Source organism: Pseudomonas sp. FW305-28 (assembly GCF_017351395.1).
GTDB classification, from domain to species: domain Bacteria; phylum Pseudomonadota; class Gammaproteobacteria; order Pseudomonadales; family Pseudomonadaceae; genus Aquipseudomonas; species Aquipseudomonas fluorescens_AA.
Window position 1 is genome coordinate 22,575 of sequence record NZ_JACNDD010000036.1, and the last position, 24,113, is coordinate 46,687.

General features: G+C 61.2%; 11 protein-coding genes. 3 read left to right on the plus strand and 8 right to left on the minus strand.

Annotation, left to right across the window (positions count from 1 at the left end; all coding sequences use genetic code 11):
- Positions 1–26 precede the first annotated feature (26 nt).
- On the minus strand, positions 27–650 hold the full coding sequence (locus J4E53_RS11005; protein WP_177431704.1) for a TetR/AcrR family transcriptional regulator: 624 nt from the start codon (positions 648–650) through the stop codon (positions 27–29).
- Between the two features lie 110 nt (positions 651–760).
- Here J4E53_RS11005 and J4E53_RS11010 point away from each other — a divergent pair, with 110 nt between their 5' ends.
- A complete protein-coding gene (locus J4E53_RS11010; RefSeq protein ID WP_103308728.1) occupies positions 761–1,768 on the plus strand; it encodes a saccharopine dehydrogenase in 1,008 nt (335 codons plus the stop codon).
- Between the two features lie 104 nt (positions 1,769–1,872).
- Here the strand turns inward: J4E53_RS11010 and J4E53_RS11015 are convergent, their stop codons facing one another.
- Complete coding sequence (locus tag J4E53_RS11015) at positions 1,873–3,309, minus strand: amidase (protein ID WP_103308729.1); 1,437 nt, start codon at positions 3,307–3,309, stop codon at positions 1,873–1,875.
- Positions 3,310–3,423: 114 nt separating this feature from the next.
- Here J4E53_RS11015 and J4E53_RS11020 point away from each other — a divergent pair, with 114 nt between their 5' ends.
- The gene (locus tag J4E53_RS11020; RefSeq protein ID WP_103308730.1) at positions 3,424–3,996 is read left to right on the plus strand and encodes a TetR/AcrR family transcriptional regulator; all 573 of its coding nucleotides are present in this window, start codon (positions 3,424–3,426) and stop codon (positions 3,994–3,996) included.
- On the opposite strand, the gene J4E53_RS11025 is transcribed toward J4E53_RS11020, so the two are convergent.
- The 6 genes from J4E53_RS11025 to J4E53_RS11050 all read right to left on the minus strand — a co-directional run bounded on the left by J4E53_RS11025 (position 3,993) and on the right by J4E53_RS11050 (position 21,603).
- Entirely contained in the window at positions 3,993–5,099 is a 1,107-nt protein-coding gene (locus J4E53_RS11025) for an NAD(P)/FAD-dependent oxidoreductase (protein WP_103308737.1), read from the minus strand. The genes J4E53_RS11020 and J4E53_RS11025 overlap by 4 nt on opposite strands.
- 32 nt (positions 5,100–5,131) lie before the next feature.
- On the minus strand, positions 5,132–6,679 hold the full coding sequence (locus J4E53_RS11030) for a TerC family protein (RefSeq protein WP_103308731.1): 1,548 nt from the start codon (positions 6,677–6,679) through the stop codon (positions 5,132–5,134).
- A 378-nt stretch (positions 6,680–7,057) separates the two neighbouring features.
- Positions 7,058–8,368, minus strand: coding sequence for an NAD(P)/FAD-dependent oxidoreductase (locus tag J4E53_RS11035; protein WP_103308733.1), 1,311 nt, complete (start codon positions 8,366–8,368; stop codon positions 7,058–7,060).
- 15 nt (positions 8,369–8,383) lie between these two features.
- Entirely contained in the window at positions 8,384–14,479 is a 6,096-nt protein-coding gene (locus J4E53_RS11040; protein ID WP_103308734.1) for a non-ribosomal peptide synthetase, read from the minus strand.
- Positions 14,480–14,491: 12 nt separating this feature from the next.
- A complete protein-coding gene (locus tag J4E53_RS11045) occupies positions 14,492–21,145 on the minus strand; it encodes a MupA/Atu3671 family FMN-dependent luciferase-like monooxygenase (RefSeq protein ID WP_207268137.1) in 6,654 nt (2,217 codons plus the stop codon).
- 80 nt (positions 21,146–21,225) lie between these two features.
- Positions 21,226–21,603, minus strand: coding sequence for a VOC family protein (locus J4E53_RS11050; protein WP_060742312.1), 378 nt, complete (start codon positions 21,601–21,603; stop codon positions 21,226–21,228).
- Positions 21,604–21,969: 366 nt separating this feature from the next.
- On the opposite strand from J4E53_RS11050, the gene J4E53_RS11055 reads away from it, so the two are divergent.
- Positions 21,970–24,113 (plus strand): polyketide synthase (locus tag J4E53_RS11055; protein WP_207268138.1); only part of this gene is annotated, 2,144 nt, incomplete at its 3' end.

A 24,113-nucleotide genomic window follows, 5' to 3' on the forward strand; every position in this document is an offset into this window, starting at 1 on the left:
GCATCTCGGGGCCGTTAGGGCAGCGACTAACGCTGCGTTCCTGTCGGTTCTACGACGCTTCGAATCAGTGAAGCGAACGTTCCGATGACCTCGTCTTCGCCATGCCGCCCCCGTACCAACGCGCCGGACAGGGCTTCTCCCGCGCCAACCAGGCCAATGCAGCATCGCTCGAGTTCGTCCGCTGACCACGTCGCATGAGGTTCGAGCACAGACATGAACATCTGCACACAGTTATCCAGAAGCTCTTGGAACACCGCCGCCTTCTCCTCGCTGCCTGCCAGGGCTGCACCCACGGCATGGAATTCGTCGGTGTTATCGGCCGCGCAATGAATGTAGGCGCTGGCCAGGACTAGCGCCGTCTCTTCCAGGCTCCGCGCAGTCTTGGACATGGCGTCGCGGAAAGCGGTGACCCGCTCGGTATCGATCCACTTGTAGAGCTCGATCAACAGCCCCGAGCGAGTGCCGAAATGATCGTAGACCACCGGTTTCGACACGCCGGCGCGCACGGCCAGATGCCCCAAGGTCAAGCGATCCGCGTCTTCCTCGCGCACGATCAATAACGCGGTGTCCAGCAACTGTCGCCGCCGTTCGGCTTTCGAAAGCCGGCGGGGAGGGGAACTGATAGCGCTTTGCTCAGTGTTGTTCTGCACGTTTTCGTTCCTGGTCGATAAAAACCTACCAATGGTAGGTTGAGGTGCGTGATGTTGTGTTAGCTTACCTACTGAAAGTAGGTTTAAACCAGAGACAAGGAGAACACACTATGTCACTTGATCCTATCTTGCTAATGGGCGGTTCTGGCGCCATTGGCCACCACACCGCCCGGGCGCTGCGCGCCGCTTACCCCGATGTACCCCTGTTGATCGGTGGTCGCGACCTTGCCAAGGCTCAGCGTGCCGCGGAGCACATTGGCCGGGCGCAGGGCGTGGTGATTGATTCCGCCGCAGACGACCTGGGCCTCGGCGATCGCCCGATCAGCGCCGTCGTGGTCTTTTATATGGACCACGCTATTGCCGGGTTGCGGTTTGCGCAGAAGCGCGGCGTGCCGCACCTCAGCATTTCCTCCGGTGTTTTCGAGATCGCGCCGGAAATCGCGACGTACATGCACAGGCCTGACGCCTCGCCCATTGTCCTGGGTTACGAATGGATGGCAGGCGCGACAACAGTGTCGACACTGAGCATTGCCCAGGCATTCAGCCGAGTCCACGATATCCGTATCAACGCGCTGGTCGACGAGCAGGACACCGGCGGCCCGACCGTCGCCACCGACTTTGAACACTTGAACAACATGCTGCCCGCCGCACTGACACGACGCGACGGTGTGTTCGTCTGGCGCGAAGGAGAGGAGTCCAAGGCCAGATTCCATGCGGTGGATGGTACGCAAATCGAGGCTGGGGGCTTTTCGTCCATTGATGTCGTTGGCCTGGCGACGGCGACGGGGGCACCGAATGTCCAGTTCAACATGGCCACCGCGGTGAGCTCAAGCCGACGCCAGGGTAGGCCGATGTCCACCGAGATCATCATCGAACTGGTTGGCGATGATCTCAAGGGCGAACCGCTGCATACACGTCATGCGGTCATCCACCCGGCAGGCGCTGCGCCCTTGACCGGCCTCAGCGTCGCCATGACGCTGGAACGGCTGCTCGGGTTGGACGGCCAGCCACCGACTCCGCCAGGGCTTTATTTCCCTTATCAATTGTTGGATGCCCGCACGTATCTGGAGCGTCTGAAGGCGGAGGGCGGTGAGTTGCGCAAGCTGCAGGAGTCATGACCTGCGCAATCCCGTGTGCTGAGCGTTTTCTCGGCGGCTCTAAAAGGTCAGATCTGCTAGCCGGCTATCGGCTAGCACGCTAATGCTGAGGGATACCCACCGGGCTACAGCTTTCCAGCCCAAACCTCAGGTTTGCGTGCTGCCCAAGGCAAGGCTCGCTCCAACTGACCTGCCAGACGCAGCAGTGAGTCCTCTCGACCAAAGCCCGCTGAGAACTGCATGCCTATAGGTAGGCCACTTGCTGGATCAAACGCCAATGGCATGGACATAGAAGGGGACCCCGTGACATTCGCTAACGCGGTGAAAGGGGAGTGGGTGAATACGCGATCTATCCAGCCTCTGCCATCCAGATGCTGCTGCCCATCGTTATAGCTGCCTATTGCAGGGGGCAGTGCTGGCAGCGTCGGACTCAACAGGACGTCGTATTTGCAGAAGAAGTGACCCATGCTACGGGTCACAAGATTTCTCGAATGCATGGCCTCAAGCAAATCGATGGCGGTGAGTTGACTCCCCATCTGATGCAGCGAAAGCGTGGCAGGTTCAAGCGTGGTGACATCAATGGGGCGGCCTGTTGCCGCAGCGATGGCATTGATCCAGGCAGCGGTATTGGCTGACCAGAACCGTGCATTCATTTCAATAAAGCCGTCCCAGCTCAGACCAATGTCCAGACGGACTTCTTCCACGCTATGACCCAGGCCTTGGAGCTGGACCGCAACATTGCGGGTCGCTTCTGCGATTGGTTCGGCGCAACGAGTGGCGTTTAGCGGATGCAGGAGAAGGCCAATCCGTAGGGAGCCAGGCTCGCGAGTCGTTTCCGCCAGATAGGAATGTTGCGTCTTAACAATCTCAAAGGGATCACCAACAGCAGCCCCTTTGGTTGCGTCCAGTAAAGCGGCACTGTCGCGCACGGTTCGACTGACGACACCGTGCACGGCAAGCCCGGCCCATACCTCGTCCACCGCAGGCCCCATTGAAATTCTGCCCCGGCTGGGCTTGAGTCCGAATAGTCCGGTAGCGGCTGATGGCACGCGGATAGAACCACCGCCATCGGTGGCATGCGCCGCAGGTACCAGGCCGGCGGCTACGGCAGCGGCCGAGCCACCACTCGATCCACCGGCGCTGCGACTCAAATCCCATGGGTTGCGCGTAGGGCCCGAAAATACGGATTCAGTGGTTGTACTGGCAGCCAATTCCGGAGTGGTGGTTCTGCCGATGGTCACGAGGCCTGCCTGTCGCAAGCGGATCATCAGGTTAGAGTCTTCAACGGCAATGCACCCGGTCGCCAAGCGACTGCCCAGCTCATTCAGGTGCCCCTTGGCAGTCAGCCCTAAGTCCTTGACCAGAAACGGCACGCCCTTGAATGGCCCGGTAGCTGCCTGAGGTTCATTTCCCCAAACCTCAACCACCGCATTGATCTTTGGATTGAGCTGCTCAATGGCGGACAGGGCCGCAGCGCTGACTTCGGCTTGAGTGACTTGACCGCTGCTGATCAGCTCAGCAAGACCCATCGCATCGTATTCGGCGTATTCAGTGGTTCTCATCGCGTTCTCCGAGCCATCTACCTGGCAAAAGCGGTATGATTACTTATCAGTATCGAGCGATACTCATTGGTATAGTAAGATACCGTTGAGTATCGATGTCAAGCGGAGAACACCATGCGGCCCGAACGAATTCCACAGTTAGCTCCCCGAGAAAGGATTCTCGATGCAGCCGAGGAGCTGTTTTTCAATGAAGGCATTAGTCGGGTGACGGTGGACGCCATCGCGGCAAAGGCCAAGTCGACCAAGATGACCGTCTACCGGCATTTCGACTCGAAAGACGCGCTGGTGCTGGAGTGGCTAAGGCTGCTCGTCGATAAATATTCCGAGATATTCGACGCGCTTTCGGCGCAGTACGCCGACGATGCAAAGGCGCAGATTCTCGGGTTTGCCGAGTTCATCGCCCAGGATCTTTCGGCAGCGTCTTATAGGGGCTGTCCGTTTACCAATTCACTGGCGGAGCTACCCGAGCCAGGAAATCCCGCCCGCCAACTCATCGAAGCGCATAAAAAGCGGCAGTTCCTCCGACTGGTGGATCTCTGTGTCGCGGCCGATTTGCCCGAATCGAACGAAGCTGCGATGGAACTCACTTATCTGATGGAGGGGGCCCAGGTCGTTTCGCAGAACAAAAGCATCGAGGGTGTCGGTGAAAATCTGATGAAGATGGTTCGGAAAAAAATCAGCGGCTAGCGCTCAAGCAGCCCCCGAACCCGCTTGGCAATGGCAAGGCAAGCGGTCAACCCGGGCGATTCGATCCCGAACAGATTGATCAATCCCGGAACGTTGTGCAGCCGTTCACTGCTGATGAGAAAGTCGCTGGCAGGTTCGCCAGGTGCGGAAATTTTCGGGCGAATCCCGCTGTACCCGGGTTGTAAACTGTTGTCCGGCAAATCGGGCCAATAGCTGCGAATCTCTGCATAGAAGGCATTGGCCCGCGATGGATCGACCCGATAGTCCTCGGTCTCGACCCATTCGGTGTCCGGGCCGAAACGCGCTTGGCCGCCCAGGTCCAAGGTCATGTGAACCCCGAGGCCGGCGGCCTCCGGCGCGGGGTAGATGAGATGTGTGAAGGGCGCGCGCTTGGCCAGGCTGAAGTAGCTGCCTTTGCACAGGTAATCCCGGGGTACCGTTTGTTGCGCCAAGCCCTCCATGCGCCTGGCTAATGCAGGCGCTTTAAGGCCGGCCGCGTTGATCAGCAGGCGGCAGGACAGCGCCATCGGTGCCGCCCCTCCGACATTGAGAAGGAAACCGTCAGCGGTGACCTGGACACTGATCAGGGGCGAGTAGAACGCTATGGTGGTGCCCGCCGCTTCAGCATCGCCCTGCAACGCCAACATCAACCCATGGGAATCCACGATGCCGGTCGACGGCGAATACAAAGCGGCAATGCATTCAAGCGCAGGTTCCAGCGCGAGGGCCTGCTCACGATCGAGCAGGCGTAGATCCTCCACGCCATTCACCAGTCCTCGCTCGAGCAAGACCTGCAGTTGGCGAACTTGCGCTTCATCCTTGGCGACGATCAGCTTTCCAGTTTTACGTGTGCTGACCCCATGGCTATCGCAGTAGGCATAAAGTGCATGCCTGCCCTCGACGCACAACTGGGCCTTGAGGCTGCCGGGCGGGTAGTAGATCCCGGCATGGATCACCTCCGAATTACGCGAGCTTGTGCCGATACCAATCGCTTCTCCGGCTTCAATCACCAGCACTTCATGACCTGCCAGGGCCATTTCCCGCGCGACGGCAAGACCGACGACACCCGCACCCACGACTACGCAATCGATATCGACACTCACCGTCATGGCTCCTTTCAATTGCATCTCTGTGCTTATTCCTGACGCAACAGCACCCTGGTCACTCGACGTTCTTCAACCTCCATCACGGTCATGCTCCATCCTTGGCAACTGAGCGTGTCGCCAATGATCGGTAAGCGATCCAGCAGGCTCATCACCAAACCAGCCAGCGTCTGGTAATCCTCTGTCGCTTTCGCCTGGAAGCCGATGTGTTCGCGGACCTGACTGAGATTCAGGGCGCCGCTGACCAGGAAACCGTCTTGCTGGGGAACAATATTCGGGCCTTCGATTTCACTGGCATCCGGCAGTTCGCCGGCAATGGATTCCAGGATGTCAGTCATGGTGAGGAGGCCGACGAAGTCACCGAACTCGTTCACCACGAACGCGATGTGGGTCGACTCTTTACGCATTTGCTCCAGTGCATTGAGGATCGTGAAGCTGTCGAGCAGGTTGATGGCTTTGCGCGCCATGACTTCCAGGTTCGGCTGATTGCCCGCCAGTATTTCCTTGAGCAGTTCTTTCTTATGGACAAAGCCTAGCGGCTCATCCACGCGTCCTTCGCGGATCAGCGGCAAGCGCGAGTAAGAAGAGTGCATCAGCGCCGTACGGATGTCTTGCGTGGTGTCTGCCAAGTCGAGGTGGTCAATTTGCGCACGAGGCGTCATCACGCTGCGTATCGGGCGCTCGGCCAATTGCAGTACGCCACTGATCATGACCCGTTCGCGCCGATGGAAAACCTGCTCCGGTTCATCGCCTTCCAGCATGTCGGCGATTTCCTCGCCGACTTCATCGGCCCCCAGCTTTTGGCCACCCAGCAGGCGCAACACCGCATGGGCGGTACGCTCGCGCATCGGTCGAAGACCTTGCAGGCTTTTCTTGCGGCGCGAGCGCGCCAACTGGTTGAACAGTTCGATCAGGATCGAGAAACCAATCGCGGCGTACAAGTAGCCTTTCGGAATGTGGAAGCCCAGGCCTTCAGCCGTGAGGCTGAAGCCGATCATCATCAGGAAGCCCAAGCACAGCATGATGACGGTAGGGTGGCCGTTGACGAATTTTGTCAGCGGCTTGCTCGCGACCATCATCAAGCCGATCGAGAACATCACCGCGATCATCATGACCGACAGGTGCTCCACCATCCCCACGGCCGTGATCACCGCATCCAGGGAAAAGACCGCGTCGAGCACCACAATCTGCGCAACGATAGGCCAGAACATCGCATAGGCGGCATTGCCGGAGCGTTGCGCCACGTGGCCCTCGAGTCGCTCATGCAACTCCATGGTCGCCTTGAACAACAGGAACACACCACCGAACAGCATGATCAAATCCCGGCCCGAGAACGTCTTGCCGAAGACCTCGAACAGCGGGTTGGTCAACGTCACCATCCAGGAGATGCTGGCGAGGAGGCCAAGGCGCATCAGCAACGCCAGGGACAGGCCGATGATACGGGCACGGTCGCGCTGCTCGGGCGGAAGTTTGTCGGCCAGGATGGCGATGAATACCAGGTTATCGATGCCGAGCACCAGCTCCAGCACGATCAACGTCAGCAGGCCCAGCCATGCCGTAGGGTCAACGATCCATTCCATGGATTATTCGCTCCCTCGGACGGTCAATGCGAGGGAAGGGGGCTGCAACGAGCGTATGCAGGCCGCTGGAGCGCAGGAGAGAAAACGATTCTTTGAAAGGCGACTGGGAGGTTCCTGGAGGGTGTTCATACAGACCTGGAAATGATTGGGGAAGAAATCCTACAACGGTTTCCAGTACTTCATACGAGACTATTTATTACAGGATCTGACAGGGAGGCGATCGATGAGAAAACCGTGCATCGCATCCGCTGCGGAGTGGAAGGTGCCGGGGTCAGCCCAGCGCTGCGCCGTCGGCCTGGACAATCAGTTGTTCCAGCCGCAGGCGAACGCGGGCACTTTCAACATCGGAAGTGTTGTCCCTGGCAACCCTGAGACTTTCTAGACCAACGGATCACCGGGGCCAAATAGCTGTCGCGTGAGCGTTTGAAACCAGTCCTCGGAAAACAACGCTTCCCGTGACAGGTCATCCTGCGACGCCTCTAGCGCCGTCAGCCCTCCAGACATCTGGATAATACGATTGTTGGACCTGTCCAGCCCGTATTGGTGGGCGATCGAGATGCCGTAGCCGGGCTCCAGCAGGCTGAAGCAAGCGTTCATGTAATGGGGGGATGGCGATGGATTGCCTGCGGCTTCGGTCGCGATTGCAAATGCGCAGACTTTGGCTTGGGACGTCGCAGAGAAAGCGGATTTCGGCATGGTTGCGGCATCGCAAGCGTCGCCGACAACGTACACGTGCTTCATCAGTGTCGACTCCATGGTGGCCTTGTCCACTGGGCACCATCCGCTCTCATTTGTCAGGTTTGAGCGTGTCAGCATGGTCCCTGCATGCTGGGGCGGGATCAGGTTGCAAATGTCGGCGGCAATGGTGTTGCCGCTTTCGAGCTTAACGTGTCTGCGCTGCACATCGACGCTGATAACTTTGCCGCCATGGGCGCCACTGATCCGTTCGATCAGGCTGTTCGACGTGCCGAAGCCGTAGAGACGCTCCCAGCCCTGCTGGAAGAGCGGCTGCTTGGAGAAACTCTCGTTGGCGTCCGCGATGATGAGTTTTGCCTTGGGCTTGTGGGTGCGCAGATAGTGCGCCACGAGACTCGCACGTTCATAGGGACCGGGTGGGCACTTATAAGTGCCGGCAGGCGGTGCGATCACGACCACGCCGTTGTCCGGGATGTTGCTGAGCTGTGACTTGAGGGCCGTAAACTGCGGCTCGCCGCCCCAGGCGTGGGGAACCTTCAGGGAATTCTCTTCGGATAAGCCCTCGATCTCCTCGTAGCGGAACTGCACACCGGTGGCGATGATGATTTTATCGAAGGCCTGCGTGCCATTGCGCTGCGTGAGTATCTTGCCAGGTTCGATGCCAGTGACCTTGTCCTGAATCCAGCGCACGCGGTTCGCCCAGTTCGCATAATCGAAGCGCAAGTCACTTTCGGGCCGCAGGCCCGCCAGGGCCTCGTTCGACTTGAAGCAAGCGTGGTAGTCCCGACCGCTTTCCAACACGGTGATGTTTACGTTGGGCATGAGCTCCAGCAAGTAGCGCGCGGCCATCAGGCCGCTGACGCCGGCACCGACAATTCCCACCCGCATGCCGGCACCCGTGAGCGGCGTGCTGGCATAGGCAAAGTTGGCCGCGATGCTGCCGAGGATTGAGGCGAGAAAGGTACGGCGACTGAAGTGCAATGATGTGGTCATGTTCGGTTGGAAGACTCAGAGAATGGAAAGAAGAATCTCGGCCTTGGCCTCGAGCTGTGCTGATGCTGGAGCGTCGTCCTGCAACTGTTGCGCGAGTTGGCGGATGGTCGGTGTTTTGAAGAGTGCCGATGCACCGATTTGTACATCGAACAACTCGCGGACTTGCGCAATGATGCGGATGGACGTCAGCGAATAGCCGCCCAGTTCAATGAAACTGTCGTCCACGCCGATTTGATCGACCTTCAGGACCTTGCACCAGATACGTTGCAGCACCTGCTCGAGCGGGTTTTCAGGCGCGGCATAACGCGCGCTCAGGGTCGGTCGCCCCTGGGACGGCGCAGGCAGCGCACGGCGGTCGAGTTTGCCGTTGAGGGTGCGCGGCAGCTCCTTCAACCATAGGTAGGCGCGCGGTAGCGCATAGGGCGGCAGATGTGCGGACAACCAGTTCCGCAGCTCGAGATCCGGGATGTTGTCCTCGCCGCCGTGGCTCACGAGATAAGCCACCAGCCGCTCGTCGAGTGCCGGATGCTGGACCACGACGGCTTCGGCGATGTCCGGATGGGCCAATAGACGCGCCTCCACTTCCTCCAACTCCAGCCGGTGTCCGGCGATCTTGATTTGACGATCGTTGCGCCCGAGAAAGACCAGCGCGCCCGTTTCATCGAGCAAGGCGTTGTCTCCAGTACAGTACATGCGCGCACCGGCCTCATCGGGCAGGAAGGTCAACGCCGTCATGGCTGGTGCGCCTGCATAGCCCAGGCTTACGCCAGCGCCACCAATGTAAAGTAGGCCAACGCTCCCTTGTGGTACGGGGTCCAACTGGTCATCCAGCAGGTAGCAGCGCGTCGCTGCGATTGGCGTGCCAATGGTGTGCTTGTCCGGTTCCAGGCGTGCCGCCGTCGACCAGATGGTGGTTTCAGTGGGGCCATAGACGTTCCATGCCTCGTCTGCTACCTCGCATAGCCAGTTGCCGAGATGAGCGGGCAGCGCCTCTCCACCCACCAGCACTTGGCTCCGTGGTGTACGCGGCCATCCTCGCAGGCGAAGTGCGGACCAAAGTGACGGTGTTGCTTGAATGACGGTATTGCCCGTGGTGTGTTCTGCCATCTGGTAAGCGTTGGGGTCCAGCGCTTGTTCACGGGTCAGCACGTGCAGCATCGCACCGCTCGCGAGGGGAAGGCCAAGTTCGAGCAGGCTGATGTCGAAGCTGAGCGCGGACGTGAGCATGACTCTGTCACCTGGCCTGGTGCGTAGCAGGTCTCGGAAATGCCTGAGTACGTTTGCATAGCTGGCATGGCTAATCTCGACACACTTGGGCGTACCCGTTGATCCGGATGTGTACATGCGGTAGGCGGGAAGCGCCGGATCAATCCTTATGCCCAAGGGCCCAGGTGACGATGGGGCCTGCTCTTCAAGTGTGCGCAGGCTTACCCAGGCTTGTGAGGGGATCAGGTGGGCACTGGCTTCGCTGCAAACGACAAGTGCCGTGTCTGCGAGCACGTGGGCGAAGCGGGCCGGTGGATCGTCTGCATCCAGCACGACAAAGCAGGCGCCTGCCCGCAGCACGCCAAGTATCGCCAAGGGCAGGTCAGCGGTACGTGGCAGCATGATCCCCACCACACTGCCAGGCCCCATTCCCCTCGCCGAAAATGCCGATGCCAGTGCCATGGACCGCAGACCCAGCTCTCGGTAGCTGAGAATGCCGTCCTTGTCGCGTACGGCTGTTGCGTTGGGGCCAAGTCGGACTTGCTCGTCGAAAAGCTCCAGCACGTTTGCCGCCTGGCTTGCGGGAGTCGTCTCACGGGCGATTAGCACCGAGCTTCGCAACTGCGGCAGTTTGTGCAGGGAGGGTAGCGGCGCGTCGATGTCGTTGGCGAGCGCGTCCAGGGCCGCTTGGTAGCACTGCGCAGCCTGGTCCGCGCGTGCCTGGCTGAAACGACGTGCGTCGAAGGCAAGGTTGTAGGAAATCAAGCCGGTTGTTGGCTCAATGTTAAAGCTTGCGGTCAATGGGAAGCTCGTGACTTCGTGGGCGAATCGGTCGTGCTGCACGAGCGTGGAGGTGGCCGGGATACGGTTGTGGAAGTTGGTGAAATAGAACAGCGACTCGGACAGCCGTTCCACACCCGCTTCCCGTTGGATCTCGGAGAACGGCAGCCGTCGGAAGCCGAAGGCCTCGCGCTGTTGCTGGCCGATACGGCAGACCAGTGTGCGCCAGGTCTCGTTGCCGATGGTGGCGCGCACCGGCAGGGTGTTGATGTAGAGACCGACTGTACGCTCTGCGGCTTCCTCGTCCAAACGCACGTTGGCGACGCTGCAGGAGAGGATTTCCCGATGGCCTGTAAGCAGGCGCAGTGCCACCAGGTGGGCACCGTTCAGCAGTACGGCCAGGGGCTCGCTGGATTGGCGCGCCGCGGCCTGCAGTTGTGTGCAGAGTCGCTCCGGCAAGGTCACCGAATGGTTCCAGTGGGAATCCCGTGTTCCTGTCTCCAACCTTGCGACAGCCACCGGTGCCAACCGCGTGGGGCTGGCGCCGGACAGGTAGTCGCGCCAGAAAGCGCGCGTCTGTTGGGAGTGCAGGGCGGCCAGTTCGGCTGCGATGAAGTCGCGGTACCGTCCGGGCGGAGGCTCGATGGTGTCCTGTCGTTTCTCGACCAGGGCACGATAGTCGGCGAAAAGCTCCGCATGGATCTGTTGGTCACTCCAGCCATCCATGATCGCGTGATGGAAACTGACGGTGAATTGGATCGTCTGGTCATCCAGTCGATGCACCTGCAGGCGCAGCAATGGCAGTTTACGCACGTCGAAGCCGCGTTCACGCTCCAGGTCTATCCATTGTGCAATTGTGCGCTGCTGCTCGTCTGGCGAACGTGTCGACAGGTCCTCGCAGTGGAGCACATCCGGGCCCTGTGACCAGACGTGCTGCACGGCGCTGCCGTCGCGGGCAATGTCGAAGCTGGTGCGCAGGCCCGGATGTCGCGCGACGAGACGCCGCGCGGCCTCCAGCAGGCAGTGTTCGTCCAGTTGCATGCCGAGCCGGTAGCTGAAGATGTCGTGGTAGCGACCGTCCAGCTCATTCTGGAAGATCATGCCCATCTGCAGGTAAGAGATCGGGAACGTATCTTCGATGCCGGGAGGCAGCGCATCGTGGTGCGGTACCGCGGCTGGGAGCGGCGGCACGTGCGACACCTCCAGGACGGCCGCCGCCACGGCAAGATCCCGCAACACCGGATGCTCGAACAGGTGTTCCACCGAGAGCATCACCCCTTGCTTGCGTGCCTCCACGGCAACAGTGATGGCACGGATCGAGTCGCCACCCTCGGCGAAGAAATGGCTCGATGGAGCCAGGTCCGGCACGCCGAGGACTTTGCTCCAGATGGCACCCAGTTTCGACTCGAGCCCTTCGGCGAGGCGTTCGTTGTCGGCGCTTTTCTCTTGGCAGAGACCCGCCAGCAACTGCCGTTCATCGACCTTGCCCTGTGGCGTGCACGGCAATTTTTCGATCGTTATGATTCGGTTGGGAAGCATGAGCGCCGGTAATTGGTTCGCCAGCCAGGCGTGCAGCGAGCGCGTCTCGACCGCAGCGCTGAGGGTGACCGCGCAGATGATGGCCGGCTGTAGCTGGCCTGGGCCCTGCTGGGCGAAAGTGTGGCAACCAGAGACGGCAGGATGTCGCAGCATCTGTGCGCTGATATGACCGGGCTCAATGCGCACGCCGTTGCGCTTGATCATGTCGTCGAGTCGGCCAAGGAATACATAATGGGAACGATCGGTGCGCCGTACTCTGTCCCCGGTCCGATAGATTCGCTCTCCGGGGTGATCCGCGTGGGGATGGGGCAGGAAGCGTTGGGCCGTCTCGCGCGGGTTGCCCACGTAGCCCATGGCCAGTTGCGCGCCGGCGATATAAAGCTCGCCGTCTTCGCCAGGCGCAACCTGCCGCAAGTGTGCATCGAGAGCGAATAGCGCAGTTTGCGGTGTTGCCGAGCCAATGGATACAGGCCCCTGTGAGAGCACGTCTGCAGGTTCGCTGTGTACGCAGCAACCGACCGTCGCTTCCGTCGGTCCGTATTCGTTGTGCACGATTGACGGCGAGCGGCACAGCGAACCGGGCAACATGCCGCCGGACAGCGCCGCGCCCCCGACGACTACATGGTCAGGCCAGCGCAGTGGCCGTGGCACCAGTGACTCCAGCGCTGCGATGCCTTGCAGGTGGGCTGGCGTCAGCTTGATGAACGACAAGGTGGGCTCGGTCAGCAGCATGCTGTACAGCTTGTCCAGCGATAGGGGCTCCGGTGCGAAGCGGATCGTTTCTCCTGCGAGCAGTGGCAGCCAGAGGCAGGTCTGGGTGAAGTCGAAGCCGAGTTCTGAATGCACCAGGGTGCCGCCTCGTTTGTCGCTGGCGTAGCGTGGACTTGCCCAGCCGAGATAGGCAGCCAGTGCGCCGTGGCTGATGGCCGAAGCCTTGGGTGCTCCAGTCGAGCCCGAAGTGAAAAGGATGTAGGCGGGCTCGGACGGATGCGGGACGTACGCGCTGCCGGTATCGTCGTCCGAAGCCAGGGCTGGTTGTGGGGGCGGCACCAGCACGGGGGGCAGGTCTGCGGCCACTTCGGGTTTCTGGATGGTTGAGACAAGCAGGTAAACGCCCGCACGTCGGCACCAGTCGGCCGTGCGTTCGGGAGGAGATTCGGCCGTGAGGGGCAGCAACGTACCACCCACCCGCCAGACGGCGAGCCACCATATGATCCAGGCTGGCCCCCGCGGGGTTTGCAGCGCCACCGTGTGCCCTGGGCTGACACCGCGGGCACGCAGTGAAGCAGCGGCTGCGCGGATGGAGTGCTCCAGCTCGGCATACGATAACGTTGCATCCTGGCCGATCAGTGCCGGCCGCTGTGGGTATTGAGATGCCCATCGGCCCACCGCTGCGCCGATATCAGCGCCACCGGTCAACGGGGCGTGGGTGAGTGCACTCCACTGGCGTGCGCCGAAGTGGGTGTTCGCCTGAGGGTCGGGAAACCGAAAGAGCTGGTTCAGATCGCTTATCACGGCTTCGAATTGTGCAGGGGGCAGGCCTCGCCCGGTCAGGCGAAGCTTACCGGGGGCGGTCACCTCAAGCTGTAGCGTGGCGGCTGATGGGGGCGGGGCAAGCACGGCTTTTTCCACGGCCATGCCGGCGAAAACGTGGGGGAGTGCGCAGGTCGGCACGAACAGGAAGCGTGGAGCGCCTTTCGCGTGCTCGGTGGATCCATCGAAATGATCTGTGTATGACAAATCCATCTCGGTCTGTTCGGCTATGGCGGCGGTTGCCTTCTCGGAGTCGATGGTCCAATCGACATTGAACGCCAGTCTAAGCATGCGGCCGATGGGGCCGATCAGATCGGCTTCCTGGGTAAAGCGAGCGCCGGGTGCCAGGTAGTCTGTCACGACACGTCCATGGCGCGTCCAACGGGACAGGAACAACACCCAGCGTGCGAACAGCCAGGTGTCGTTCGCTGCCGAGGCGCAGTGCAGTGTGGCGCTTTGCTCGGTTTCCCTGGGGGTGGCCGGTGGCGCTTCGTCGGGGGCGCCAATCCCTCTGCCAGCCCAGTAGTGGCTGCCTTGTGAGTCAGACAGCAGCCCACGGTAGCCCTCGGACAAATCCGCGTATTGGAGCACGAGGCTTGAATCTGGCAGGGCCACGTTCAGATAACTGTCAGAGAGCCGGTCGAGCACGCTCGTCATCGACCAATGATCCACGCTCCAGGCGCTGACGCCCAGTTCGAGCACGCAGCCGCCATCCGTGTCGCGCATGGCGATACAGAAGGGCTGCTGCGCGAGCGTCGGCAGGTGTTCCGGCAAGGCTGAAAGCGGCTCGTGCGCGCAAACCTGTTGTACCGGCTCGGCTCCCTCTGCCGGTACAGGCAGTACCGTGCGCAGAATTTCATATCGCTGCGCCACGTGGTTGAACGCCTCGAGCAAGCGCTCACGGTTCAACTTTCCGCACAGCTGCAGGCTGGCAACGTAGCGTTGCGGTTGCCGTTCTCGCGTCCAGGTCGCTTGTTGTTGCGGCGACAGCGGATAACCCTGCGATACGTCTTCGAGAACGCTCTTAACATCATTGGCGATCACATTGTTCATTGAAGCTCCGTGCTAGCGGATCGTTTGCCCCATCATCAGCCTGACATCGCGAGTCCCCTCGTAGGCGCAACGTCCGTGCGCCATCAGTAGGTTGTCGACGATCAGGACATCGTCCTTTTCGAGCAGCAGCTGGCGTTCGCATTGTGCGTAAGCGGCGCGTAGCTGCGTGAGTTCGTCATTTCCAATCGGTGAGCCGTCGCCGAAAAAAGAGCGGTTTGGCAGGTAGCCATCGCCGTACAAGTCTCGGATTGAACGGCGCACCGCGTTGTCCAGGCTGGTTTCGTGGAAGAACAGCGCATGGTTGAACCAAGAGGCCTCGCCCGTGACGGGGTGCTTGCTGACGGCGTCGGCGACGCGCGACAGGCTCAGGTTCGCTTCCGAATGCCAGTTGACCCGGTAACCTGCGTCACGGCAGATGGCATCGACTTCTTCGCGTTGCTCGCACTGGAACACGTACTGCCATGGCATGCCCAACGGCGGACCGAGTTCACGCTGGTAAAGTACGCCGTGCTTTTCGAATCTTTCCCGTAGTGTGTGCGGCAACCGGGCCAGTACTGCACGCGAATCCGCGAGCAGATTTTCTCCGCCCGATGGCGCGGGGGATACACACCAGAAGAACAGCGTGCCCGGCCATTGGTGGGCGTAGGAATTCTCGTTGTGCAGGTCGATGCGCTGGTGTCCCGGGTGCTCGGTTGCGCTGTAGAGATTTTCGCTGAGCCTCGTACGCGGCGTGGAGCGTTCCGTGTAGCTGACAAGTTCGCCGCACAGCCCCGTCGCCAGACGGCCCAGTTCTTGTGCGCAAAGCCCTGCAAAACCCTTGGCCAACACCGCGCCGTAACGCCGCAGCTGCGCAGTCAACTCCGTGCGTGCTTGGATCGCTGCCGTGGCGAGCGAGACGTTGCGCCGAAGTGGCTCGATACGCGGTACCGGGCAGTGCGCATCGGGCGCAATGAAATGCAGCGCTGCACTCGACGCCCCGGCCGGCTTGCGGCGCGCATTCTGCAGCTGCGCGAGCAGCGCGCTCGCTTGTGCTGGCGATGGCGCCCGTACCGCCGGTGCGATGCCCATCGCGTCATTCCTCGGTTCCAAGCGTTCGGCTCGCCTCGCGACCAGTGCCAGCCGTTCCTCTTGGATATCATCCATTCGTGCAAGCCGCGCGAGTACCGTGACGAAATCATCCCAAAGCCGCTGCATGGCTTGCTCTGAATGGCGAGCTGTATTGAATGCCAGGCTGCCTGAGTAGCTGTCTGCATCGCGCTGCAGATTGATCAGGATGTCAAATTTGGCCACGCTGGGTGGGAGCACCTGCTCATGGATGACAAGCATGGATTCATCTTCGAAGGGCGCGCGCTTATCGTTGAGAACGAATTTCACATCGAAGTGTGGCGGCAGATGGGTCTGCCTCGACTTGCGCCACGCCGCCACGAACCATTCGTAGGGATATGCCTGATGGCTGAACGCATCGGTCAATTGGCGCTGGCAGGCTTGAATCATGTCATCGACGTCACCCCTGTCAGGCAGGCGAATCGGCAGTATCAATTGATTCACCATCATCCCGGCGACCTGCTCGAATTCGGGGCGCTCACGGTTGCGCGCGTCAGTGGCGACGGTCACCGGCCGGTGGGTGGTGGGGTCCTCCATCGCCAGGCACAACGCGGCGATCAATACACTCAGCTCGCCGACACGGTGGCGTGCGGTCAGGAGGTCGACCACCTGGGCTGGCGCGCCCGCAATGGAGATGCGCATATGACCCGCCGGCGGCGCGTTCCGCGGCAACGTTTTGGCAGGGACATCGTCGTCAGATGCGGCGCGGCAGTGGATCGCCTGTTCGTGCCAGAAGGCGGCCAGGACCTCACGGCGTGCAGCCAGATGTCGGGACTGCCAGTCGGAGAAGTCCACGTATTGCCACTTCGCCTCAGTCGGTTGGATCTTTTCTCCCGCCTGGATACGTCTGTAGTCCCGCAGCAATTCGCCCAGCACCAGACGCAAGGTCGTGCCATCGCTGACGATATGGTGCAAGACAAGACAGAAACTGTGTGCATTGGCTTGCGTACGCAGCAGCAATGCGCGGATGACCCGACCGCTTTCGAGGTCAAAGGCTTCGTCGGCGAAGGCTCGCAGCAAGGGCTCCATCGGTTCGTCATTTATCACTGCGGTACGGAAATCCGCAGCGATGTCCTCACGCCAACGCTGCAGGTAGTCGCCTTGCTCGAAGCGGTATGCCGTAGTGAAAATGCGGTGGCGCTGCAAGAGTGCTTCGAAGGCCTGTTTCAAGGCGTGGGCCGAGAGGGGGCCTTGGATAGTCAATACGATGTGATCGTGGTAGGCCTGTGTTTCGCCACGGTCATGCAGGATCAGCATCGCCCGCTGTGCGGATGAGACCGGATATTCCTTCTCGCGAGGAACGCGCACCAACGCCGTTCCCTGTGGACCGGCCTTGGCTGCATGCAGCGCGCGGTAGTGGCCAGCGAGCGTGGGCGCACTATAAAAATCGCGCAGCGTGATTTCGACGCCGAAGTGCGCATTGGCCCGTCCCAACAGTTGCAAGGCGATCAGCGAATTACCGCCGGCGTCATGGAAGTTCCCATGGCCATCGAACCGGGGTAGAGCCTCGTGCCACAGGCCGAGCAGCGTTTCGAAGCCTGCGCGTTCAGCCGCACTGGCTAATACAGGGTGCCGAGAAGACATCTCCTGGGCCCGCACTTCACGCAGGAGCGCTTCGAGTCGCAGGGCATCCACTTTCTGGCTCGACGTCAACGGGATTTCGGGAATGCAGATGATGTCGCGGGGCAGGGTGCCGACCTCCCATTGGTCTGCCAGGTGGGCCAGTAACCTCTGGTCGAGCGTGTCGTCGACTTCGCCGCGGGGTACCACGAAGGCGGCGATGGTCGGCGCCGCTTGCGTCCCGTCCAGTCTGCATGCGAGTACGTACGCATCGGTGATCGCCGTATGCCGTACGAGCGCATCGCGCATCGCCGACAGTTCGACTCGGTGCCCGTTGATCTTGAATTGCGTGTCTTGACGTCCCATGAACACCAGTTGGCCGGCGGCATCGATGCGGGCACGGTCGCCGGTGGCGTAGAGCCTGCCGCCTACCGGTCCGAAAGGATCGGGGACAAAGGACGTCGCGGTCTGTACCGGCTTGCGCCAATAGCCCTGTGCGATGCCGACGCCGGCAATGTACACCTGACCTTCGACACCATGGGGTACCGGGCAGAGCCTGTCATCCAGTACGTAGACCTGGACGCCAGCCAAAGGCGTGCCGATGCTCACCGGGCCGCTGCGCCGCGCGGCAATGCTGGCACAGGTGGCCCAGATTGTTGCTTCGGTGGGGCCATAGAGGTTTGCCAATGGGGCATTGCAAGCCATGCGCATTTGCCGTAACAGACCATCGTCCAACGCTTCGCCGCCGACTGCCCAGAAGGCCAGCCGCTCAAGAGCGGGCGGCAACCGCCCGCCACGTTGAAGCAGTAGCCGGGCGGCTGACGGTGTGCATTGCAGATGCGTTGCTGGCGGGCTTGGCGCAACGCCTGTAGGCGGATGGTGGTTCGCGTTGCGCGCCGCCGCGAGTTGCTCCAGGCCGGTGTTGACGACGTCGAGGGGTAGTCCGAAATCGATCAGGCAGGCCACCTCGTCCACGCCAAGGCGATGCAGACGCTGCAATCGCTGCATGGCCGTGCATGGGCCGCAGACCAGACTCCGGTCGGCGATGAGTCGCCGTGTGGCGGTCTCGATCAGTGGGTCTTGTGCGTGCACCTCCAGGTCGGGGGCCAGACTGCGCAGTGCATCACGTGCGCCGGCGAGGTAGCGTGCAAGCAACGGTTGCGCCACCGCGACAGCCTCGGCGTCGTTCACGCCAACATACGTGTGCAGCATCAGTACGACCCGACCTGGTGGCCCGTCATCGCCGTGGAACGCGTGCCATGCCCGCCGATAGCATTCGATATTGCGGGCCAGTTGCTCAATGTCCTGCTCCAGCAGGTGTGTAAGGACATCCAGGCCTTGTTCGGCCGCCGCCTCGAACTGATCGGGGCGGTTCGATACCGTCATCGACAGCGGGATGTCGGCCAGTGGCGCTAGCGCAATGCGGGCTTCGAAGTAGCGGCCCTCGGGATCATGGAACGGGACCGATTGGCTTTTCCATAACCTGCGTAAATCGTGCAATTGTTCAAAGCGCGTGTCTGCGCGTTGCGAAATAGGGCGGTGGGCGAGAACGAAGTCGGCCGGGTTCCACCCGGATGCGAGCGAGAGGCCCGCGCGACCGCCTGAAAAACGGGAAACCGCAGCCCAGTCCTCGGCCAGTCGGACAGTATGCTGCAGCGGCCCTATCACGCTGCCCGCACGGATCGCGATACGCTGCGTCAGGGCGGCAAGGTGGGTGGCTGTCAGCGCGGGGTTGGAGAAGAAGCCTCCAAATGCGGTGAAGTGTCGTTCCGGTGTCCACAGGGTGTCGAAACCGTTGCGGTCGCCCCACTGTGCGGTCTGCTGTAGCAGCGCCAGATGATCGGACGGCGTGTAGTCGTCGGTCGAGCCAAAATAGAACAGGCCCAGTGCGGGCAATGGACCTGTTCCGTCGGGTATGGAGTGCGGTGGAGCATTGCACAGCTCGGCGAGCGATCCGATCCTGACCAGGAAGCCGCGGCTCATGGACCACAGCAGTTCCAGGATCGAGATATCGAAGGAAAGGCTGGAAACCGCAAGCCACACATCGCAGGACGTGCGTGGCACGAGCTGGTCCATCGCGCTGCAGAAGGCCTCCAGATTACCACGTGTCACGAGTACGCCCTTGGGGTTTCCCGTTGAGCCGGAGGTATAAAGCAGGTAGGCCGGCAGGCCGGCGTCAAGAGGCAGTGGAGCCGAGTCATACGGTGGCAATGAGTGGGCGTCTGCCAGCCAGAGCGAGAGATCTTGCCATTCGCCTGGAAGATTTCGAGCCGTGTCATCGGCAAGCCGCCAATGGGCCGCCGCGTCGTCGAGAATGAATCTCAGCTTGGCGGGAGGGAGGTCTGGCGCCAGTGGCACGTACGTCAGGCCGCGCGCGAGGCAAGCCCAGATTGCGCACAGTGTCGCCTGGTTGCGGTCGCCCAGGATGACGACCCGATCACCTGGGCGGGCGCCCAGGCGATCGAGACCGATCGCGATCGCTCGGATGCCGCCAAGCATCTGCGAGAACGTGAGCGTCGTCCCGTTACCAGCGTCCAGCGCCAGGTCATCGGGCCTTAGTGTGGCCTGATCAAGCAGTGCATCCAGTGGCGATGCGCAGTCGCCCGCACTCGGACGCGGTCCTTCGAGCACGGCCAGAGGCACGTTGTCGGGCATCAGTTGGCCGATGGGGGTGGTCGGGTCGTCAAGTGCTTGGCATAGCTGTATGAGCATACTGCCCAGGCCTTCGGCGAACGATTCGATGGCCGCCTCGTTGTAGAGTCCGCTGTCGTACTCGATCCAGAGGTCGATGCCGTCGGAATCTTCGGCGAGATAGACGCTGAGATCGAATTTAGCGATGCCAGTGTCCACATCCAGCATGGCCATTTCCACTTCGCCAAGTTGCAAGGGTGGCAGCGGATTGTTCTGCAGTGCGAACAATATTGACGGCGACTCACTGACCGTTTGCGGCGCTTCGTGGGCGATGCTGTAGAGCGACACCTCGCCGTGGCGCATCAGGTCGCGCAAAGTCGCCACGACGCTTGTGACGAAGTCGGCTACCGTTTCATCCGCTGCGCAGCGGTGGCGCACGATCACGGTATTGGCGAGATAGCCGACAAGGCGTTGCCGCTGTCGTTCGTTGCGGTTGGCGAGCAGGGTGGCAATGGCGATGTCGTTGTCGCCGCTGCGGCACGCAAGAAATCGCAGGAATGCGGCGAGCATCAGTTGGTAGCGCGTGACGCGCAGTGCGCGGGCCGAGGCATCGAGCGAGGCCATGATGCCGTCGAAGCGGTGCTTGAGCGTGCGTCCGCGCCGCGACTGCGGCCGAAGACGGTACGCCTCGCCGTTGGACGGAAGACGTGTCCACCGTAGCCCGTCCAGATGCTTCTTCCAATAGGCCAGCGATGCCAGATAGGCGGGCTGTCTCGTCGCATCCAATGCGTCAGCGACATAGTCGCCGATGCGATAGGGTGGTGCTGCTGGCGTAGCCTGTGGCGATCCGGTTTCGCCCGAAGTGTATGCGACATAGGCGGCCGCGATCTCTGTAATCAGGATGCCCAACGACCAACCGTCCATCACCATGTGGTGGAAAACCAGCAGCAGGATGGCGTTTCCCGGTTCCAGCGTGAGCAGGCTGGCTCGCATCAGTGGGCCATGCTCAAGATCGAAAGGACGGCGCGCTTCCTGCCGAGCGCACCGTGTCACGGCGAACTGCCGCGCGCGGACGCCCAGCGCGCTCAGGTCATGCCGCTGCCATGCCAGCTCGGCGTTGGGTTCTATGCGTGCGACCGGCTTGCCGTCTACGCAGGGGAAACGCATGCGCAGACTGTCGTGCCGAGCCATGGCCTGCCGCAGGCAGACCGCAAGCGCTGTCTCGTCGAGTGGGCCCGATAGCCGTAACGCACTGAGATGGTGATAGGCGGGATCAAGCGGATACCGTTGCGTCAGCCCCCAAAGCCGGCGTTGCCCCAGGGTCAGGGGTAATGTTTCCACGGTGCGCGCATCCAGCGCTTCGGTGTGCATGTCCGGTATCGCCATACCTAGCTGAGGCGGTCGCTGACGACCTGGAGCGTGCAGCTTCTGTCTGCCGCCAGTACGTTCATTCAGTCGAGCTGCATGACTTGAAAGATGTTGCCCTCGGGGTCGGCGCCGTCGTACATCGAATAGGCGAATCCGTCATAGCGCTTGAGCGCCTGCACGGCAACACCGGCGGCGGCAAGCGTCTCCCGATGTTTTTCCAGATTGGCAGGGACTGTGAAGACGATCTTCGTATTGGGCCCGCAATGGTCTTGCGAGGGCGGCGTGCGAAAGGCGGGGCCGACGAGGTGCAGCGCCAGCTCCACGCCGCCCGCATCGAAGACGACCCACTCGTTCTCGATTTCCTCGGTGATGATGGAAAGCCCGAAGTGCTGCTGGTAAAAAGCCTTGAGCAGCGCGACATCCCGCACATAGATAATCAACCGAGACATTCTGGCTGTCATGGTATTTTCCTTGAACGAAGAGAAGATAAGCTGAGTCGGGAAGCGCTCGAAGAAGTGCTTGACCGACTATCAGTCTTCAGTTGAACCATTCCATTTGATCCAAGAATTCGCATTGGCGTGCCGCTCGTTGCTCAGATCAGACCCAAGCTTGCGTGTGTGTCACAGGGCAAAGCATGGATCATCACGTCCTTCCGTACAAGAGGTGGATCGGAGTATCTTTAAGACGGAGTCGTCATGCAATTACCATTATCGTTATCATTTGGAATAGGATAATGTCGTATTGAAATGACAGCATGCCGTCCCGCTTGTGCGGGGGCAATGTTGCGCTGAACTGCCAGGGAAAGGATTTCAGAAGGGTGGGGAATGGTGAGTGCCAGGGACGACGATTCACTTGACGATAAGGGTGCCATCGCAATTGTTGGCATGGCTTGTCGTTTTTCTGGTGCCGCCGGCCTTCAAGCGTTCTGGCAGATGCTGCTCGAGCAACGCTGCGGTGTGCGCATGCTATCGGACGAAGCCTTGCTGGCGGCCGGCGTGCCATCCGACACATTGCTCGATCACGCCTATGTGAAAGCGAATGGCAGCCTTGAAGATGCCTTGGGTTTCGATGCCGGCTTCTTCGGTTACGCACCCCAAGAGGCTGCCCTGATCGATCCGCAGCACCGCGTCTTTCTCGAGGCTTGTTGGCACGCACGCGAGGATGCGATTGGCCTGCGTTCGGCGGATGAGCGCATCGGCGTCTACGCCGGGTCTGGTTTCAACACCTATCTGCTAACCCATGTGCACGCCGATTCCAAGTCATGGCAAGGTCCGGACCGCTGGCGCGCCGGCCTGGCGAACGATAAGGACACGCTGACCTCCAGGGTCGCGTACAAACTCGGTTTGACCGGGCCGGCCGTTACCGTGCAAACGGCGTGTTCCACCTCGTTGGTGGCCGTTCACCTTGCCTGCCAGGCCATTCTCGACGGTGATTGCGAAATGGCGCTGGCCGGCGGCGCAAGCGTGCACTTCCCGCTGGGCCACGGCTATCGTCACCATGCTGAAAGCGTTGAGGCCCAGGATGGCGTTTGCCGGCCTTTCAGTCCCGATGCGACGGGTACGGTCTTCACCGACGGTGTCGGGGTGGTCTTGCTGCGCCGGTACGAGGATGCGCAGCGTGCAGGTGATCGAATCTATGCGGTAATACGTGGTTCCGCCATCAACAACGATGGAGCCGACAAGGTCGGTTTCACGGCTCCAGGCATGCGTGGACAGGTCGACGTGATCCGCATGGCCCATGCCGTCGCCGGCATGACGGGAGAGACGGTCGATTATGTAGAGGCACATGGCACTGGGACGACCGTCGGCGACAGCATCGAGCTGCAGGCCCTGGAGCAAGCGTTCGAAACGCCCGGTTCCAGGACCTCAACCTGCCTGTTGGGGGCTGTCAAAGGTAACCTTGGGCATACCGACAATGCGGCGGGCATCGCGGGCCTGATCAAGGTGGCGCTCAGCTTGTTTCATCGCCAGTGGCCAGCGACCTTGCATGCCACTGCGCAAACGGCGACGCGACCTGGCTCGAGATTTTCCATTTGTCACCGGCCGATGTCCTGGGCTGACTGCGAGCGACTCCGGTATGCGGGCGTCAGCTCGTTCGGTATCGGTGGCACCAACGCGCACGTGGTTGTCCAGCAAACCCCTCGGCTCGAAGCGCGCAAGCACGAGCATGGCGGGAATCCTCTGGAAACGGGTTGGGGGGCGGCAGGCCACCCGTTTCAGCGAGCGCACCTCGAATACCGATCGTCAGGGCGAACGCCGCGCGAAGACGACTCAGGCGTACGTATCAACCATCTGCAATGGAGCGCCGAGGCTCAGCGACGCCACCCTTCGGAGGGCACGCTCGGCAGCATTCTCCTGGTCGCCGAAGTGGCGCCTCCCGCAGAACTGCTGCGCCGCCTCAGTACTCACGGCCAAGTCGAGCTCTGGTTGCATGCCGGGGCGAAAATCACGGGCACGCTGGCACACCCGGTATTCGACCGCTTTGACTTTACAGACAATGCACAGTGGGATCGCGCCTGGAGGCGTCGTGTGCATCAGCCTCCTTCGACGATTATCTACCTGGGTGCCCTGGAGGGCATGCCCGCGGCATTCGACGTAACGCTTGCCTGTGCGCTCGGTTTCGGCGGTGGGATTGCACGTGCGCGCAACGGGAGTTGGCCGCCAGTCGGGGTTCACTGGGTCACGGCCGGGTTGTTTGACGCTGGCGGTGTGGCACCGTTGCCAGCCCATCTGGCTATTTGGGGACCTGCGCGCGTGCTTGCGCAGGAAGTGACAGGCTTGGGCTGTCGGGTGTATGACGTCCGCGCAGGCGGGCGGCAACGCGACGTGGATGCATGGTCGACGTTGCTCACCTTGATCGCCACCGAGCCAGTTGGCGACCCGATGGCCGGATCGTTTGCCGCCTATGCGTTGCGTGGCGAACGGATTTTCGTGCCGCACGTTTCCTCGATCGTCCAACCGCCTGCGCACTC

Excerpts from the sequence above, each read along its gene's own strand:
- J4E53_RS11010 (WP_103308728.1), top strand. The coding sequence starts at position 761 with ATGTCACTTGATCCTATCTTGCTAATGGGCGGTTCTGGCGCCATTGGC.
- J4E53_RS11020 (WP_103308730.1), top strand. The coding sequence starts at position 3,424 with ATGCGGCCCGAACGAATTCCACAGTTAGCTCCCCGAGAAAGGATTCTC.
- J4E53_RS11030 (WP_103308731.1), bottom strand. The coding sequence starts at position 6,679 with ATGGAATGGATCGTTGACCCTACGGCATGGCTGGGCCTGCTGACGTTG.
- J4E53_RS11035 (WP_103308733.1), bottom strand. The coding sequence starts at position 8,368 with ATGACCACATCATTGCACTTCAGTCGCCGTACCTTTCTCGCCTCAATC.
- J4E53_RS11050 (WP_060742312.1), bottom strand. The coding sequence starts at position 21,603 with ATGACAGCCAGAATGTCTCGGTTGATTATCTATGTGCGGGATGTCGCG.
- J4E53_RS11040 (WP_103308734.1), bottom strand. The coding sequence starts at position 14,479 with ATGAACAATGTGATCGCCAATGATGTTAAGAGCGTTCTCGAAGACGTA.
- J4E53_RS11045 (WP_207268137.1), bottom strand. The coding sequence starts at position 21,145 with ATGCACACCGAAGCGCTGGATGCGCGCACCGTGGAAACATTACCCCTG.
- J4E53_RS11015 (WP_103308729.1), bottom strand. The coding sequence starts at position 3,309 with ATGAGAACCACTGAATACGCCGAATACGATGCGATGGGTCTTGCTGAG.